The organism is Streptomyces sp. NPDC047841, from assembly GCF_040704085.1.
Taxonomy (GTDB): Bacteria; Actinomycetota; Actinomycetes; order Streptomycetales; family Streptomycetaceae; genus Streptomyces; species Streptomyces argyrophylli.
Genome location: NZ_JBEYRP010000005.1, coordinates 63,862 through 79,784, shown reverse-complemented (window position 1 = coordinate 79,784; position 15,923 = coordinate 63,862). Strand labels below are relative to the sequence as shown.

The 15,923-nt window shown below is 72.4% G+C and carries 14 protein-coding genes and 1 tRNA gene; 7 read left to right on the top strand and 8 right to left on the bottom strand.

The features are described from left to right. Window positions 1-11: 11 nt before the first annotated feature. Window positions 12-2,540 (bottom strand): FtsX-like permease family protein, encoded by a 2,529-nt coding sequence (locus tag AB0947_RS09120; protein WP_366749649.1) that lies wholly within the window; start codon window positions 2,538-2,540, stop codon window positions 12-14. Further along, window positions 2,540-3,310: an ABC transporter ATP-binding protein gene (locus tag AB0947_RS09115; protein ID WP_366749648.1), complete on the bottom strand. Its 771-nt coding sequence runs from the start codon at window positions 3,308-3,310 to the stop codon at window positions 2,540-2,542. Before AB0947_RS09115 ends, AB0947_RS09120 begins: the two co-directional genes overlap by 1 nt. A 427-nt stretch (window positions 3,311-3,737) precedes the next feature. Between AB0947_RS09115 and AB0947_RS09110 the strand changes: the two genes are divergently transcribed. The 3 genes from AB0947_RS09110 to AB0947_RS09100 all read left to right on the top strand — a co-directional run bounded on the left by AB0947_RS09110 (window position 3,738) and on the right by AB0947_RS09100 (window position 6,166). Next, window positions 3,738-3,821 (top strand) — tRNA-Leu (locus AB0947_RS09110). Between the two features lie 166 nt (window positions 3,822-3,987). Continuing rightward, complete coding sequence (locus AB0947_RS09105; RefSeq protein WP_366749647.1) at window positions 3,988-5,163, top strand: 4-hydroxybenzoate 3-monooxygenase; 1,176 nt, start codon at window positions 3,988-3,990, stop codon at window positions 5,161-5,163. 148 nt (window positions 5,164-5,311) lie between these two features. Further along, the gene (locus AB0947_RS09100) at window positions 5,312-6,166 is read left to right on the top strand and encodes a Bax inhibitor-1/YccA family protein (protein ID WP_366749646.1); all 855 of its coding nucleotides are present in this window, start codon (window positions 5,312-5,314) and stop codon (window positions 6,164-6,166) included. Window positions 6,167-6,222: 56 nt separating this feature from the next. On the opposite strand, the gene AB0947_RS09095 is transcribed toward AB0947_RS09100, so the two are convergent. Then, window positions 6,223-6,453 carry a DUF4287 domain-containing protein gene (locus tag AB0947_RS09095; RefSeq protein ID WP_189814252.1) on the bottom strand — a complete coding sequence of 77 codons (231 nt, stop codon included), beginning with the start codon at window positions 6,451-6,453 and terminating at the stop codon, window positions 6,223-6,225. A 99-nt stretch (window positions 6,454-6,552) separates the two neighbouring features. Here AB0947_RS09095 and AB0947_RS09090 point away from each other — a divergent pair, with 99 nt between their 5' ends. Beyond that, window positions 6,553-6,864 carry a hypothetical protein gene (locus tag AB0947_RS09090; RefSeq protein WP_366749645.1) on the top strand — a complete coding sequence of 104 codons (312 nt, stop codon included), beginning with the start codon at window positions 6,553-6,555 and terminating at the stop codon, window positions 6,862-6,864. Window positions 6,865-6,885: 21 nt separating this feature from the next. Here the strand turns inward: AB0947_RS09090 and AB0947_RS09085 are convergent, their stop codons facing one another. The 3 genes from AB0947_RS09085 to AB0947_RS09075 form a co-directional block, all read right to left on the bottom strand. Further along, window positions 6,886-7,668, bottom strand: a complete 783-nt coding sequence (locus tag AB0947_RS09085; RefSeq protein ID WP_366749940.1) for a hypothetical protein — start codon at window positions 7,666-7,668, stop codon at window positions 6,886-6,888. Between the two features lie 319 nt (window positions 7,669-7,987). Further along, on the bottom strand, window positions 7,988-9,208 hold the full coding sequence (locus tag AB0947_RS09080; RefSeq protein WP_366749644.1) for an acetyl-CoA C-acetyltransferase: 1,221 nt from the start codon (window positions 9,206-9,208) through the stop codon (window positions 7,988-7,990). Window positions 9,209-9,352: 144 nt separating this feature from the next. Further along, the gene (locus AB0947_RS09075; protein WP_366749643.1) at window positions 9,353-10,369 is read right to left on the bottom strand and encodes an SGNH/GDSL hydrolase family protein; all 1,017 of its coding nucleotides are present in this window, start codon (window positions 10,367-10,369) and stop codon (window positions 9,353-9,355) included. Window positions 10,370-10,526: 157 nt separating this feature from the next. Here AB0947_RS09075 and AB0947_RS09070 point away from each other — a divergent pair, with 157 nt between their 5' ends. Continuing rightward, complete coding sequence (locus tag AB0947_RS09070; protein ID WP_366749642.1) at window positions 10,527-11,918, top strand: cystathionine beta-synthase; 1,392 nt, start codon at window positions 10,527-10,529, stop codon at window positions 11,916-11,918. A 342-nt stretch (window positions 11,919-12,260) separates the two neighbouring features. Here AB0947_RS09070 and AB0947_RS09065 read toward each other — a convergent pair whose 3' ends face one another. Next, window positions 12,261-13,115, bottom strand: coding sequence for a helix-turn-helix transcriptional regulator (locus tag AB0947_RS09065; RefSeq protein WP_366749641.1), 855 nt, complete (start codon window positions 13,113-13,115; stop codon window positions 12,261-12,263). A 149-nt stretch (window positions 13,116-13,264) separates the two neighbouring features. Here AB0947_RS09065 and AB0947_RS09060 point away from each other — a divergent pair, with 149 nt between their 5' ends. Beyond that, the gene (locus AB0947_RS09060; protein WP_366749640.1) at window positions 13,265-14,026 is read left to right on the top strand and encodes an SDR family oxidoreductase; all 762 of its coding nucleotides are present in this window, start codon (window positions 13,265-13,267) and stop codon (window positions 14,024-14,026) included. 361 nt (window positions 14,027-14,387) lie between these two features. Here the strand turns inward: AB0947_RS09060 and AB0947_RS09055 are convergent, their stop codons facing one another. Continuing rightward, window positions 14,388-14,837 (bottom strand): hypothetical protein, encoded by a 450-nt coding sequence (locus AB0947_RS09055; RefSeq protein WP_366749639.1) that lies wholly within the window; start codon window positions 14,835-14,837, stop codon window positions 14,388-14,390. Between the two features lie 237 nt (window positions 14,838-15,074). Here AB0947_RS09055 and AB0947_RS09050 point away from each other — a divergent pair, with 237 nt between their 5' ends. Continuing rightward, on the top strand, window positions 15,075-15,917 hold the full coding sequence (locus AB0947_RS09050; RefSeq protein WP_366749637.1) for a MurR/RpiR family transcriptional regulator: 843 nt from the start codon (window positions 15,075-15,077) through the stop codon (window positions 15,915-15,917). Window positions 15,918-15,923 lie beyond the last annotated feature (6 nt).

Sequence of the window (15,923 nt, the reverse complement as noted above, 5' to 3'; positions counted from 1 at the left end):
CGCAGGACCGCCTACTCGGCCTTGATGGCGGTCAGCATGTTCAGCCGGGCCGCGCGCCGGGCCGGCCACAGCGCGGCCAGGACGCCGACCAGGCCCGCCAGCAGCAGGAACACCGCGATCCGGCCCCAGGGCAGCACCAGTTCGTACGTCGGCATCTTCGTGCCCAGCAGCTCGCCCGCCGCCCAGCCGAAGAACACGCCCAGGCCGATGCCCAGCACCCCGCCGAACAGGGAGATCACCAGGGACTCCAGGCGGACCATCCGCTTGACCGCCTTGCGGTCCAGGCCGATCGCGCGGAGCATCCCGATCTCCTGGGCCCGCTCGAAGACGGACATGGCCAGCGTGTTGACGACCCCGAGCACCGCGACGATCACCGCCATGCCGAGCAGGCCGTAGACCAAGTTCAGCATCAGCGTGAACATCTGCGCGATCTCCCGGGAGATGTCCTGCTTGTCCTGGACCTTGATCGCCGGGTTGGAGCCGAGGGCCTTCTCCAGCCCGTCCTTGGCCGCGTCGGACGCCCCGTCCGCCGTCTTCACCATGACCTGCATGTCGGCCGGGTCGGACAGATGAGGGGTGAGGACCTTGTCGTCGAGGATGATCCCGTTGAGCATGTCGTTGCCCTCGTAGACCCCCGCGACCGTCAGCCGACGGGCCTTGCCGTCCTCGAAGTGCGCGGTGAAGCGGGAACCGGCCTTCCAGCCGAAGTGCTTGGCACGGTCCTCGTCCACGACGACCCGCGTGCCGCCCACGGCGAACGAGCCGTCGGTCACCTTCAGGTCCGTCAGCTTGCCGATCGCCGCGCCGTTCACGCCGGTCAGGAACTCGGTCTCACCGTCGATGCGGGACTCGCCGTTGCGCAGCGGGCTGCTCTCGGTGACCCCGTCGGCGGAGGCGAGCTTCTTCTCCACCCCAGGGGAGAGGGGACCGCGGTTGGCCATCGAGACGACGTAGTCGGCGCGGATCGCGGAGGAGGCCATCTTGTCGATGGACGTCTGGAGGCTGCCCGCCATCACCGTCATGCCGGTGATCAGCGTCAGGCCGATCATCAGCGCGGAGGCGGTGGCCGCGGTACGGCGCGGGTTGCGCACCGAGTTCTGTCGGGCCAGCTTGCCCGACACCCCGAAGGCGCGCAGCACCGGCGCGGCGGCCGCGATCAGCGGGCGGGACAGCAGCGGGGTCAGGACGAACACGCCGATGACGAGCAGGACCGCGCCGATGCCCATCGCGCCCTGGCCGGTGTCGGCGTCCATCCTCGTCCCGGCGAGGACCACCGCGACGCCGGCCGCCGCGAACAGCGAACCCAGCGTGTTGCGCAGCACCAGCGACTTGGTGGTGGCCTTGGCGTGCACGCTGCTCATCGCGGCCACCGGCGGGATCTTCGCGGCCCGGCGGCCGGGCAGCCACGCGGCCAGCATGGTGATGAGGACGCCGACGGCGAGGGCGGTGACCACCGTGCCGGGGCTGATCACCAGCGGGCCGTCGGGCATGCTCGCGCCGAACGAGCCGAGCAGGGAGCGCAGGCCCGCGCCGATGCCGACACCGGCGGCCAGACCGGTCACACCGGCGACCGCGCCCACGGCGAACGCCTCGATGAGCACCGAGCGGGTGACCTGGCGGCGGGAGGCGCCGACCGCCCGCAGCAGGGCGAGCTCCCGGGTGCGCTGGGCGACCAGCATGGTGAAGGTGTTGGCGATGATGAAGGTGCCGACGAACAGCGCGATGCCGGCGAACACCAGCAGGCCCTGCTTCAGGCTGCTCATGGAGGCGGAGATGGCCTTCGCCTGGTCGTCGGCGAGCTGCCTGCCGGTGGTGGTCTTGACCAGCTTCGTGGGCAGGGCCCTGTCGAGCCGGGCCTTGAGCTCCGTCTGGCTGGTGCCGGCCGCGGCCCGCACGTCGATCTCGTCGTACGTGCCCTTCTTGCCGAACAGCGCCTGCGCGGTCGCCGTGTCGAACAGGGTGAGGCTGCCGCCCGCGGCGACGTTGCCGTCGTCGGTGGTGAAGATGCCGCTGACGGTGGGCGTGAGCACCGGGCCGTCCACGGAGAGCCGCACGGTGTCGCCGACCCGGTAGCCGGCCCGCTTCGCGGTCGCCGAGTCGATCAGCACCTCGTCCTTGCCGCGCGGGGCATGGCCGCCGACCAGCGGATAACGGGGGTCCTCGGTGCCCCAGTAGTTGCCGCCGGCGGACTGCCAGTCGCCGCCGACGAGCTTGCCGTGCTTGTCGGCGACGGCGGTGAAGCCGGTGACGACACCGGTGGCGGAGGCGGCCCCCGGGACCGCGGCGGCCTTGTCGAGCAGGGCCCGGGTCAGCTCGGGCGTCCTGCCGACCCGGTTGCCCTCGGAGTCCTGGTACTCGGGCCGTACGGCGACGTCGACCTGGTCGAAGCCCTTGGCGGAGCTCTTCTGGTAGGCGTCGGAGATGGTGTTGGTGAAGACCAGCGTCCCGGAGACGAACGCCACGCCGAGCATGACGGCGAGCACGGTCATCAGGAGCCGGGCCTTGTGCGCGAGGACGTTGCGCAGGGCGGTGCGGAACATCAGCTGGTACGGCCCTTCGCGTCGAACTGCTTCATCAGGTCGAGGACGGAGTCGGCCGTGGGGCCGTATATCTCGTCGACGATCCGGCCGTCGGCCAGGAAGATCACGCGGTCCGCGTAGGCGGCGGCCACCGGGTCGTGGGTGACCATGACGACGGTCTGGCCCAGTTCGCGCACGGAGTTGCGCAGGAAGCCGAGGACCTCGGCGCCGGAGCGCGAGTCCAGGTTCCCGGTCGGCTCGTCACCGAAGATGATCTCGGGCCGGGAGGCGAGGGCACGGGCGACGGCGACCCGCTGCTGCTGACCGCCGGACAGCTGGGAGGGCCGGTGGCCGAGCCGGCCGGACAGCCCGACCATCTCGATGACCCGGTCCAGCCAGGCCTTGTCCGGCTTCCGCCCGGCGATGTCCATCGGGAGGGTGATGTTCTCCAGGGCGGTCAGCGTCGGCAGCAGGTTGAACGCCTGGAAGATGAAGCCGATCTTGTCTCGGCGCAGCCTGGTGAGCTGCTTGTCCTTCAGGGACCCCAGCTCGGTGTCCCCGATCCGGACCGACCCGGAGGAGAAGGTGTCCAGCCCGGCCACGCAGTGCATCAGCGTGGACTTGCCGGAGCCCGACGGCCCCATGATCGCGGTGAACTCGGCGGCCCGGAAGTCGACGGAGACCCGGTCCAGGGCGACCACCCGGGTCTCACCCTGCCCGTAGATCTTCGACAGCTCCGTGGCGCGTGCGGCCACGGCGGTGGTCCGGCCGGCGGTGGGTGTGGTGGTCACGGGAGGGCGCTCCTGTCGGGACGACGTGTGTTCCTGGGGACCGTTCCATCGTCTCGGTGCGAAAGGCGCGTGGAGTCAGTCGCTGTTCCGGTTCCGGGGGGCGACTGGGGTCGGACGGAGCGGCCCGCCGTCATACCTGGGGAGGACAGCGGACCCTGACGCCGTCCGCGTCGGGGGCGGTGTCGGGCGTCGCGCCGGGGGCCGTGTCGAGAACAGGTGGAACACCCTCGTTCGGACGGTGAAATTCCGTCATTTCGCGTACGCGTGTACAGCCGTCGCGACAGGCTATTGGCAAGTGCGGACGGCGCGTTCCGCGGGCTGATGCACCCTCAGACGTCAATAAAATAAGACAACATCGGCCCACCCACCCACTGTTCGGGGGATGGCTCCCGATAGGCTCGAACCTCGCAAGCGGAGCCCATGGCCTGCCCGGATGGTGGAATGCAGACACGGCGAGCTTAAACCTCGCTGCCCCTTCGCGGGCGTGCCGGTTCAAGTCCGGCTCCGGGCACCTTCCGCCGTCGGTTTCCCCTCCGGAACCGTCCTCCCACCCCTCGACCGCCGCACGACCGTTGACAGCGGGACCCGTGCGGTCGGAGACTCACGCCCGAACACGGTGAAAGAAATTTCACCAGACGAACGCCCTGTGGGGCGGCGGGAGACCAGGGAGACGTCCGATGCGCACCACCGTCGGGATCATCGGGGCGGGGCCGGCCGGGCTGCTGCTCGCGCGGCTGCTGCACCGTGCCGGGATCGAGTCGGTCGTCCTGGAGGGGCGGGACCGGGACTACGTCGAGCAGCGGCAGCGGGCCGGGATCCTGGAGCAGGGGACGGTCGACGTGCTGCGCGCCGCCGGGGCCGGGGAGCGGATGGACCGGGAGGGGCTGCGGCACGACGGGATCGAGCTGCGGTTCGGCAGGCGCCGGCACCGCGTCGACTTCCCCGCGCTCACCGGCGGGCGGTCCGTGACCGTCTACGCCCAGACCGAGGTCTGCAAGGACCTCATCGCGCTCGGGCTGGAGGAGGGCGGGCCGCTGCTGTTCGAGGCCGAGGCGCTCGCCGTGGAGGGCGCGGAGAGCGACCGGCCGCGGGTGACCTTCCGGCACCAGGGGCGCGAGGACGTGCTGGAGTGCGACTACGTCGTCGGCTGCGACGGGTTCTGGGGCGTGGCCCGCCGGGCCTTCCCGGCCGGGGTCTCCCGGGTGTTCGAGCGGTCGTACCCCTACGCCTGGCTCGGCATCCTCGCCGACGTCGCGCCCTCACACGACGAACTCGTCTACGCCCGCCACGAGCGCGGCTTCGCCCTGCTGTCCATGCGGTCGCCGGCCGTCTCCCGGCTCTACCTCCAGGTGCCCGCGGGCACGGACGCCGGGGCGTGGGGCGACGAGGCGGTCTGGGACGAGCTGGAGCGGCGGCTGGAGACGGACGACGGCTGGCGGCTGGAGCGCGGGCCCGTCACCCAGAAGTCGGTCACGCCCATGCGCTCCTTCGTGCACGAGCCGATGCGGCACGGCCGGCTCTTCCTCGCCGGCGACGCCGCCCACATCGTGCCGCCGACCGGCGCCAAGGGGCTGAACCTCGCCGTCGGTGACGTCGTCACGCTCGCCCGGGCCCTCGCCCACGAGCGGCGGACCGGCTCCCCGGAGCTCCTCGACGCCTACTCCGCGACCTGTCTGCGCCGGGTCTGGCAGGCCGAGCGGTTCTCCTACGACATGACGACGCTGCTGCACCCGGCCCCGGACGCCACCGCCTTCGACGCCCGCCTCCAGCTGGCCCGGCTGGAGCGGATCGCCTCCTGCCAGGCGGCCGAGACCGACCTGGCCGAGGCGTACACAGGGTTTCCGCTCGGTTAGCCGTCCGTCCATGGCCGGGAATCAGTCGTCCGCGTAGCGTGTTGCGCAGCACGGCAGGGGAAAGATCCTCCTCAAGTATCATGGTCGATCCTTTGCCAATCCATTACTCTTGAGCCAAGGCTGCGCTCGGCAGCCATGGAGGAGTGAAATGAGGAGCAGCAACCCGGTCTTCTCGCGACGGGGGTTCAGCCGCGACAACGGCTACGCCGGCTTCAACACCGCACCGCAGGCCGGGTACGCCCAGGGCAACCCGTACGCGCAGAACCCGTACGCGCAGAACCCCTACGCACAGCAGGGCGTCGGCGCCCCGCCCCAGGCCCCGGCCACCACCGACCGGATGACCATGGACGACGTCGTCGTCCGCTCGGCCGTCACGCTCGGCACGGTCGCCGTCGGCGCCGCCCTCGCCTGGGCCCTGCTGCCCGTCTCGGGCACCAGCTACGGCCTGGCGGTCGGCTCCGCGCTGATCGCCTTCGTCCTGGCGATGGTGCAGAGCTTCAAGCGCACCCCGTCGCCCGCGCTGATCCTCGGGTACGCCGCCTTCGAGGGCGTCTTCCTCGGCGTCATCAGCGAGATGTACAACAGCCGCTGGAGCGGCGCGCCCTTCCAGGCCGTGCTCGGCACCATGGCCGTCTCAGGCGCGACCCTGCTGGTCTACAAGGCCGGCTGGATCCGCGTCACCGCCCGGTACGCCCGCATCGGCCTCGCCATCGCGATGGCGTTCCTGGTGGTCATGGCGATCAACCTGCTGCTGGTCGCCTTCGGGGTCGCCGGTGACGGCGGACTGCGCAGCTTCGGCCCGCTCGGCGCGCTCGTCGGCATCATCGCGATCGTGCTCGGCGCGTTCTTCCTGACCCTCGACTTCAAGCAGATCGAGGACGGCATCGCCTACGGCGCCCCGCGCAACGAGGCATGGCTCGCCGCGTTCGGCCTCACCCTGACCCTGGTGTGGATCTACGTGGAGATGCTGCGGCTGGTGGCGATCTTCAGCAGCAACGACTAGCGCAGGCACAGCTCATCGGCAGGGCCCCGGGCGATCCGCCCGGGGCCCTGTGCCGTTCAGAGCAGCTTGCGCGCCGCCCTCCTCAGGTCGTACTCGTGCACGAGCGCCTTCGCGTGGCCGTACGCGAGGTCGTACTCGTGCCGGAGCCAGCTGACCTTCTCCTCGAAGCGGAAGAGTGCCGGGCCTTCTTCGACGGTGCGCAGCCAGTCGGAGACTTCGCGACCGGTGCAGTGCGGGATGCGGGCGAGCAGGTTGCGGTGGGTCTCCTCGGAGAAGACGTGGGACATCGGCGCCTCCGAACACAAAGGGGATGTAAGCCGGTCCTTCAGGTCACCGTGCCCGAGCGTTCGCGTATTGGCAACAGTGCGGGGCGTTACGCTCGGCGGGTGGTTGATACGACGCCCTTGACCCAAGCAGTGGATCACTTCGCCGACCGGTTGCGGGCGGCGCCGCAGAGCCGGCTCCAACGCAGCGCCGCGGCGGAGGCGTTGGCCCTGGCCCGGGAGCTCTCCCGGCGGGCCCAGCTGATGGAGGAGCCGGAGGGTGAGCCCCGGGAGATGCCGGACGCGGGGATGTTCGCCGCGGCGGACCAGATCCTGGTGGCCGCGCACGACCTCGCGGTCGTGGTGCGCAGCGAGGACCAGGTCGCCGAGGCCGTGCGGCTGGTGGAGGAGGCGCGGCAGCGCGCGGGGGTCTGACGCGGGGTCCGGCACCGCCCGTCAGAGGGAGGCGATCACCCTGTCGGCCAGGATGTACACCGTCTCCTCGCCGCACGCGAACGTCAGGGCGTACGCGCCGGAGATGCCCGAGCCGCCCAGGAGGTACGGGGCCTCGCCGGATTCCAGGGCCCTCGCCAGGCGCTCCGCCGTCTCGCGGTGGCCCGGGGTCATGCACAGGGTGGTGCCGTCGGCGAAGACGTAGACGTCGAGCGTGCCGAGCGGGCCGGGACGGACGTCGGAGAGTTCGACGCGCTCGGCGGCCAGCTCCTCCAGCGTGGTGACGGTGCGCTCGTGGTCGTTCACGGCCGGCGACTGCACGGGGACGAAGTCCGGGTGCGAGGGGTGCCGGCGGCGGGCAGCGGCCAGCTCCGGGGACTCCCCGGCGAACTCGTCGGCGTCGGCGCCCGGCTCGGCCACCGGCTCCAGCGACTCCAGGCCCGCGAAGTCCGCCTGGCGGGGCAGGAACACGTCGGCGTCGGACAGGCCGTACAGCGAGGGCGACTCGGAGGCGTCACGGGCCTCCTGCGCCGCCCAGAAGGCGCGCGCCTCGGCCAGCTCGCGCTCCCGCTCCTCGGCCAGCGCCTCGGCCACGGCCGCCCGTATCTCCTCGGCGTCCGCGGCGGTACGGGCGTTCGGCAGGAGGGCACGTGTCGTGGCCGCCTGGCCGTCGGCGAGCTGCGCCGCCAGATCGGTGAGCTGGCGGCGCAGCTTCAGCACGGTGCGCAGGACGGCGACACCCACGGCGCCGGTGGCTGCCGTGGTGAGCAGCAGGGCGATCGGCATGGCGCTCACTGACATACTCCCGGTTCAAAGTCGACCCCCGACTTCCTACATCAGCTTGAAGGGCGGACTAACCAGCTGTCAGTGCGTAACGTCACGAAACGGACAGAACTTTGGACGCGCGGCTGTGTCGTGCGTCACGCCGACCCGCGCTGACCAGCGGCGATGTGCCGGGCGAGCGACATAGGTCACATCCTGGGTGAGATTGGATCACGGAAAGGCCCGGAACCGCGGTGTTTCCCGGGTTCCGGGCCCTTTCGCGACACGCCGTGCGCGACCCGCTACGAACGGTGGGCCGGCCCGTGCGCTCGATGACGGTGGGTCAGCTCAGGCGCTCGATGACCATCGCCATGCCCTGGCCGCCGCCGACGCACATCGTCTCCAGGCCGAACTGCTTGTCGTGCCACTGCAGCGAGTTGATGAGCGTGCCGGTGATGCGGGCGCCGGTCATGCCGAACGGGTGGCCGACGGCGATGGCGCCGCCGTTGACGTTCAGCTTCTCGATGTCGATGCCGAGGTCCCGGTACGACGGGATCACCTGGGCGGCGAAGGCCTCGTTGATCTCGACCAGGTCGATGTCGTCGATGGTCAGACCGGCGCGCCGCAGGGCCTGCTTGCTCGCCTCCACCGGGCCGAGGCCCATGATCTCCGGGGAGAGGCCGGAGACACCGGTGGACACGATCCGGGCGAGCGGGGTCAGGCCCAGCTCGCGGGCCTTGGTGTCGGACATGATGACGAGCGCGGCGGCGCCGTCGTTCAGCGGGCAGCAGTTGCCGGCCGTGACGAGTCCGTCCGGGCGGAAGACCGGCTTCAGGCCCTGCACGGCCTCCAGGGTGACACCGGCGCGCGGGCCGTCGTCCTTGCTGACCACGGTGCCGTCGGGGAGGGTCACCGGGGTGATCTCGCGCTCCCAGAAGCCGTTCTTGATGGCCTGCTCGGCGAGGTTCTGCGAGCGGACGCCGAACTCGTCCATCTCCTGGCGGGTGACCCCCTTCCAGCGGGCCAGGTTCTCGGCGGTCTGGCCCATCGCGATGTAGGGGTCGGGCAGCAGGCCGTCCTCGCGCGGGTCGTGCCAGGTCGTGCCCTCCTGCTGGGCGACGGACTCGGTGCGGGCCTCGGCCTCGGCGAACAGCGGGTTGTGCGTGTCCGGCAGGCCGTCGGAGCTGCCCTTGCGGAAGCGGGAGACCGTCTCGACACCGGCCGAGATGAAGACGTCGCCCTCGCCGGCCTTGATGGCGTGCAGCGCCATGCGGGAGGTCTGCAGGGAGGAGGAGCAGTAGCGGGTGACCGTGCAGCCCGGCAGGTGGTCCATGCCCATCTGCACGGCGACGATCCGGCCGAGGTTGTGGCCCTGCTCGCCGCCGGGCAGGCCGCAGCCGAGCATCAGGTCGTCGATGTCCCGGGGGTCCAGCTCGGGGATCTTGGCGAGCGCCGCCTGGATGATCGTGGCGGTGAGGTCGTCGGGGCGCAGGTCCTTCAGGGAGCCCTTGTTCGCGCGGCCGATGGGGGAGCGGGCGGTCGAGACGATCACGGCTTCGGGCATCACGGCTCCAGTGGCGGATTTTTTCGGGCAGGCCAGGTGGGAAGTTACCCGTACGTATGGGCCAGGTCACCGGTGTCGCGGTGTGACACTGGCCGCAATTGTCTAAGCGCTTGCTTTGCTCCGGTCGGGTCCGGACGGAGGCGGTCAGAGGGGCCGGCTCGCCGGCTCCGCCTCGGGTACCCGCCGCCGGCGCCTGCGCTTGAGCAACGCCCATGGTCCCCGCGGCCCCGCCGGCATGGCCGCCGTCACCTCGGTGCCGGCCTCCGACGCGGCCTCGGCCGCCGCGCGGGCCACCGGCAGGAAACCCTCGCGGCGCGACACGTCCGGCCGCTCCTCCTCCGGCCACAGGCCCAGCGCCGCGCACACCGTGGGCAGGACGGCCATGGCCGCGGTGGCGTAGCCCTCGGCCGACGGGTGGTAGTTGTCCGGCCCGAACAGCTCCCGCGGGTTCGCCTCGAACTCGGGCCCGAGCAGATCGCCCAGCGACACCGTCCGCCCGCCCTGCTCCACCACCCCGATCGTCTGGGCCGCCGCCAGCTGCCGGGACGCCCGCCGGGCCAGCCAGCGCAGCGGCTGCTGCACCGGCTCGATCGTGCCGAGGTCGGGACAGGTGCCGACCACCACCTCGGCGCCCGCCGTGCGCAGCCGCCGTACCGCCGCCGACAGGTGCCGTACCGAGCGGGTCGGGTGCATCCGGTGGGTCACGTCGTTCGCGCCGACCATGATCACGCAGATGTCCGGGACGGGACAGGGCGCGGACAGCACCACCCCGACCTGGCGGTCCAGGTCGTCGGACCGGGCGCCCGGCACCGCCACGTTCCGCAGCTCCACCGGGCGTTCCGCCACCGCCGCCAGCCCGGAGGCCAGCAGCGCCCCCGGGGTCTGGCCCGCCCGGTGCACGCCCTGCCCCGCCGCCGTCGAGTCACCGAGCATCGTCAGCCGCAGCGGTGGTTCGCCGGGGGTGTCGTACGCGTGCCCGTACACGCCGTCGGCCACCGGCACCCGCCCTGCGCCGCCGTTGCCCACATGGCGCCGCGCCAGTCGCACCTCCGCCAGCACCAGACCGACGACGGCCGCGCCGATGAGCCCTGCCCCGCCCCCGCCGTACGCCGCCCCGGCCGCGATGCGCCGGGCCACCCGTGCCCTCGACGTCCTCGTCATGCGTCGCCGCCACCTCCTCGTAGCCGTACCCACTCCTTGCCCCGTACGGACCGTGCGCCAATCTCGACGGGGAGTGAAGGACCGCGCCCGCCACACCGCTGGCCTTAGGCTGGCGGCACCACTACGAACAGTTCTTTTGCAGCGACCGGAGACAACGGTGCGATACCACGACTCGATGATCAGCCTCGTCGGCGACACCCCGCTGGTGCGGCTCAACAACGTGACCAAGGGCATCCAGGCGACCGTCCTGGCCAAGGTGGAGTACTTCAACCCGGGCGGTTCCGTGAAGGACCGCATCGCCCTGCGCATGATCGAGGCCGCGGAGCAGAGCGGGGAGCTGAAGCCGGGCGGCACGATCGTCGAGCCGACCAGCGGCAACACCGGCGTGGGACTCGCCATCGTGGCCCAGCAGAAGGGCTACAAGTGCATCTTCGTGTGCCCGGACAAGGTGAGCACCGACAAGATCAACGTGCTGCGCGCGTACGGCGCCGAGGTCGTCGTGTGCCCGACCGCCGTGGCCCCGGAGCACCCGGACTCGTACTACAACGTCTCCGACCGGCTGGTGCGCGAGACGCCCGGCGCCTGGAAGCCCGACCAGTACTCCAACCCCAACAACCCGCTCTCGCACTACCACTCGACCGGACCCGAGCTGTGGGAGCAGACCGAGGGGAGGATCACCCACTTCGTGGCGGGCGTCGGCACCGGCGGCACCATCTCCGGCACCGGCCGCTACCTGAAGGAGGCCAGCCAGGGCGCGGTCAAGGTCATCGGCGCCGACCCCGAGGGCTCCGTGTACTCGGGCGGCTCCGGGCGGCCGTACCTGGTCGAGGGCGTCGGCGAGGACTTCTGGCCGACCGCCTACGACCGTAGCGTCGCGGACGAGATCGTCGCCGTCTCCGACAAGGACTCCTTCCAGATGACCCGCCGGCTGGCCAAGGAGGAGGGCCTGCTGGTGGGCGGCTCCTGCGGCATGGCCGTCGTGGCCGCGCTGAAGGTCGCCGAGCGGCTCGGCCCCGACGACGTCGTGGTGGTGCTGCTGCCCGACAGCGGCCGCGGCTACCTCAGCAAGATCTTCAACGACGAGTGGATGGCCGACTACGGCTTCCTGGAGGACGAGGGCCCCAGTGCCCGCGTCGGCGACGTCCTCAGCGACAAGGCGGGCGGCTCCATCCCGTCCCTGGTGCACATGCACCCGGAGGAGACCGTCGGCCAGGCCATCGAGGTGCTGCGCGAGTACGGCGTCTCGCAGATGCCCGTGGTCAAGCCGGGCGCCGGCCACCCGGACGTGATGGCCGCCGAGGTCGTCGGCTCGGTCGTGGAACGGGAGCTGCTCGACGCCCTGTTCAGCAAGCGGGCCTCGCTGGAGGACCCGCTGGAGAAGCACATGTGCGCCCCGCTGCCCCAGGTCGGCTCCGGCGAGCCGGTCGGCGACCTGATGCAGGTGCTGGGCTCGGCGGACGCCGCGATCGTGCTGGTCGAGGGCAAGCCGACCGGCGTCGTCAGCCGGCAGGACCTGCTGGCCTTCCTGGCCAAGGGCGGCACCAGGTAGCCCGCCCGGGCCGGGGGCCCGGGTTCGCGGAAGTGGAACGAGGGCGTCATGTGCGCGCAGCACCCGCTTAACACGGCTCCGGCAGAGTAGGGGGCGTCGGCAGGGGTGGGAGCGGCTCCCCGCCCTGGCCGGCGCCGAACGGCGCCAAGGACCTCCGGAGCGGCTCCCGGACCTCCATGGACGCCACGGACGCGTAGGCCCGGCCCTGACCCGGCCCGCGTCCCCCGCGGGGACCGCCGTCGTCCCGCCCCCCGGAAACGGGGGTGCGGCGGTCCCCGCGCAGCCTTTCCCGCCTCGGCCGGCGCCGCTCCCGCGGACGGGAGCGCCCGCCGTCGCGGCTCCTCAGTCGCCGGCCGCGGCCGGTGCCGCGTTCCAGCTGCCCAGCATGGCCAGCCGCTCCGCCGTCTCCGAGCCCGGCTCCGGCGTGTACACCACGATCGTCTGCTCCGGGTCCGCCGGGACGGTCAGCGTCTCGTACGGCAGGGTCAGCAGACCCGCGACCGGGTGCCGCACCTTCTTCACGCCGAACGCGCACTCGCGGACCTCGTGGTCCGTCCACAGCCGGCGGAATTCCCCGCTCTTCAGGGTCAGTTCGCCGACCAGCGCGCACAGTCCGGGGTCGTCGGCGTACCGGCCCGCCAGCAGCCGCAACTGTGCCACCGTCTGCGCGGCCACCGCCGCCCACTCCAGGTACAGCTCCCGGGAGGCCGGGTCGAGGAAGACCAGCCGGGGGACGTTCCGTTCGGCCGGCGCCAGACGGCTGAAGCCGCCCACCGCGTCACCGAGCGCGTTCCAGGCGAGCACGTCCATGCGGCGGCCCAGCACGAACGCCGGGCTGCGTTCCATGCCGTCGAGGAGGAGCTGCACGCCGGGCCGCACGCGGGGCGCACCGGCCGGCTTCGACCGCCGCCGCTGGGGGCGCGCCACCGTGCGCAGGTACGCGTGCTCCGTCTCGTCCAGGCGCAGCACCCGCGCGACCGCGTCCAGCACGGCGTCGCTGACGCTGGTGCCCCGGCCCTGCTCCAGCCGGATGTAGTAGTCGACGCTCACACCCGCGAGCTGGGCCACCTCCTCGCGGCGCAGGCCCGGCACCCGGCGCCGCCCGTGCGCGGGCAGCCCGACCTCCTCCGGCCTGATGCGGGCGCGGCGCGAGCGCAGGAAGTCGCCCACCTCTGCTTCGGTCCAGTCCCCGTCCATGACCCGATCGTAGGGGAGAGGGGCCCGCCGTTCCTGGTACTGGCAGACCCAGGAACAGCGCATCCCTGGGTAAGGCCGCCGGACGCGACGAGAGTGGTGCCCGCCGCCGGGGAGCAGCCCGCCGCCCGGCGATCCACGAGGGAGCACCCATGTCGTACGAGAACCTGTCCGGCCGCACCGCCGTGGTCACCGGAGCCGCCAGCGGCATCGGCGAGGCCGTCGCCCTGCACCTGGCCGCCGAGGGGGCCGGGGTGGCGCTGCTCGCCCGGCGCGCGGACCGGCTGGACGCGCTGGTGGAGAAGATCCGGGCACAGGGCGGCCGGGCCCTCGCGGTGGCCGCCGACGTCACCGACGACGCGTCCGTGGCCGCCGCCCGGGACCGGGTCCACGAGGCGTTCGGCGCCGTCGACCTCGTCGTCAACAACGCCGGTGTCATGCTGCCGAACCCCGTCGAGGAGGGCCGGCTGGACGAGTGGCAGCGGATGCTGGACACCAACGTCACCGGCGTGCTGCGGATCATCCGCGCCTTCACCGCCGACCTGCTGGCCGCCGCGGCCGGGGGGCGCACCGCCGACCTGGTGAACATCTCCTCCATCGGCGCGCACGTGACCTTCCCGAACTACGCGGTGTACGGCGCGACCAAGGCGGCCGTCACCTACCTGTCGCAGAGCCTGCGCGGCGAACTGGGCCCGCGCGACGTCCGGGTCACCAACATCGAGCCGGGACTGACGGAGACCGAACTGGCGTCGCACGTGGGCAGCGCGGAGCTGTCGGGGCAGCTGGACGAGATGTTCGGGTCGATCGGGGGACTGGCCGCGGCGGAGGTCGCCGACGTCGTCGCCTACGCCACCAGCCGCCCCCGGCACGTCAACCTGCGCCAGATCATGGTCCTCCCGACCCGCCAGGCGTAACCCGCCGCCAGGCGTAACCCGCCGCCGGGCGGTCGGCTGGTGCCGGGGACCTGTCCGTTGCCGGGAGGTGGGCTGGTGCCGGGGACTCGTCCGTTGCCGGGAGGTCCGCCGGGGCCCGGTGGTTCGTCCGTTGCCGGGGGCTGCCGGGGGCTGCCGGGGTTGGGTTCGGTGACTCGTCGGTTGCCGGGGGGCGGCCCGCCGGTCATCCGCCCCCTGCCGCTCATCCGCCCCCCGGCGGTCACTCGTCCCCCCACCGCGCGGGCACCCCACGCCGGTCACCGGCCCCACCGCGCGGCCACCCCGCGCCGGTCACCGGCCCCACGCCGGTCACCCGCCCCCGCAGGGCCGTCGCCCCGCCCGGTCAGTCGTCTCGTGTCGGGCCGTCGGGGTCGGGGCGGCCCCGGAGGAGGTCCGGGTTGAGGCGTACGGCCTGGACCGCGTTGACGCCCACGATGCCGAGCCAGGTGACCACCACCCCGGACAGGCCGGCGATCGGACCCGCGATGGCGGACAGGGGGATCGCCAGGACCAGCGTGATCAGGGCGAAGCCGTACCGTTCGCCCCAGGAGTCGGCCGGTTTCGGACGCCGGCTCTCACGGGCCGTCGCCATCTGCCGCTCGGCCAGCTGCCGCCGTACCCGGCGGTCCACCGCGCCGTCGATCCGCTGCTCCACCTTCTCCAGGAAGGACTCCACCAGCGCGGAGTCGTAGTCGTCGCCCAGTTCCCTGCGGGCGCGCACGGTCGCGTCCAGGTCCTTCCGGAGGTTCTGGTCCGCCCGGAGGCCGGCGTCCTGGGGGTCGAGTGTGCTCATGCCGGTCAGCCTAGGGAGCGGACGGCTGGACGGCACTGGGGTTAGCCCCCGGTCCGGTTTCGGGCTGGCCACCGCCGCCACCGCGTTCCGGCGCGCGACCGGTGCGTACGGCGGCGCCGGGCGCGGGACTGTATAACGGTATGCAGTGACACACTGTCTGAATAGCAGGCCCGTGTTCGCCGACGCCTCGGCGCTGTACTCTCCCGGGGCGTCGAGGAACCGGAGGGGGAGTACGTGATGAGCGGGACCGACAGCCCTGCCAACCGATTGCAGGCGCTCTTCGAGGGCCACCGGCTCACGCCGACCCAGCGCCGCATCGCGCACAGCATGGTGCGCCGGGCCGCCGACGTGCCCTTCCTGTCCAGCGTGGAACTGGCCGAACTGGCCGGGGTCAGCCAGCCGTCGGTGACCCGGTTCGCGGTCGCCCTCGGCTTCGACGGCTATCCCGCCCTGCGCAAGCACCTGCGCGAGGTCGTCCCGGCCGAACCGGCCGCGGAGGCCTCCGCCTACAACGAGTACCAGCAGGCCGTCGAGGCCGAGATCGAGAACCTGAGGCACCTCGCCGAGCTGCTCGCCGACCCCCGCCCGGTGCAGCGCGCCGGCCGGATCCTCGCCGCCTCGCGCCCGCTGCCGGTGCTCGGGCTGCGCGCGGCCGCCTCCCAGGCGTACGGCTTCGCCTACTTCGCCGCCAAGGTGCACCCGGACGTCCGGCTGCTGCACGAGGGCGGCACGATGATCCACGACCGCATCGACGCAGCCGTCCGCGCGGGCGCCACCGCCCTGCTGTGCTTCGCGCTGCCCCGGCACCCGCGCGAGGTCGTGGACACCCTCGCCTACGCCAAGAACGCCGGCCTGACCGTGGTCACCGTCGCCGACTCCGCGTTCGCGCCGGTCGCCAAGCACTCCGACCTGCTGCTGCCCGCCGCCGTCGGCACCGGGCTCGCCTTCGACACCGCGTGCGCGCCGATGCTGCTCGGCCGGGTGCTGCTGGAGGCGCTCTGCGACGACCTGCCGGACGCCCAGGCCCGCCTGGAGGAGTTCGACGCGAAGGCGGCGGCGCACGGCCTGTTCGTGGAATGACCGGGC

Excerpts from the sequence above, each read along its gene's own strand:
- AB0947_RS09075 (WP_366749643.1), bottom strand. The coding sequence starts at position 10,369 with ATGACGAGGACGTCGAGGGCACGGGTGGCCCGGCGCATCGCGGCCGGG.
- AB0947_RS09100 (WP_366749646.1), top strand. The coding sequence starts at position 5,312 with ATGAGGAGCAGCAACCCGGTCTTCTCGCGACGGGGGTTCAGCCGCGAC.
- AB0947_RS09095 (WP_189814252.1), bottom strand. The coding sequence starts at position 6,453 with ATGTCCCACGTCTTCTCCGAGGAGACCCACCGCAACCTGCTCGCCCGC.
- AB0947_RS09085 (WP_366749940.1), bottom strand. The coding sequence starts at position 7,668 with ATGCCGATCGCCCTGCTGCTCACCACGGCAGCCACCGGCGCCGTGGGT.
- AB0947_RS09055 (WP_366749639.1), bottom strand. The coding sequence starts at position 14,837 with ATGAGCACACTCGACCCCCAGGACGCCGGCCTCCGGGCGGACCAGAAC.
- AB0947_RS09065 (WP_366749641.1), bottom strand. The coding sequence starts at position 13,115 with ATGGACGGGGACTGGACCGAAGCAGAGGTGGGCGACTTCCTGCGCTCG.
- AB0947_RS09105 (WP_366749647.1), top strand. The coding sequence starts at position 3,988 with ATGCGCACCACCGTCGGGATCATCGGGGCGGGGCCGGCCGGGCTGCTG.
- AB0947_RS09050 (WP_366749637.1), top strand. The coding sequence starts at position 15,075 with ATGAGCGGGACCGACAGCCCTGCCAACCGATTGCAGGCGCTCTTCGAG.
- AB0947_RS09120 (WP_366749649.1), bottom strand. The coding sequence starts at position 2,540 with ATGTTCCGCACCGCCCTGCGCAACGTCCTCGCGCACAAGGCCCGGCTC.
- AB0947_RS09080 (WP_366749644.1), bottom strand. The coding sequence starts at position 9,208 with ATGCCCGAAGCCGTGATCGTCTCGACCGCCCGCTCCCCCATCGGCCGC.
- AB0947_RS09060 (WP_366749640.1), top strand. The coding sequence starts at position 13,265 with ATGTCGTACGAGAACCTGTCCGGCCGCACCGCCGTGGTCACCGGAGCC.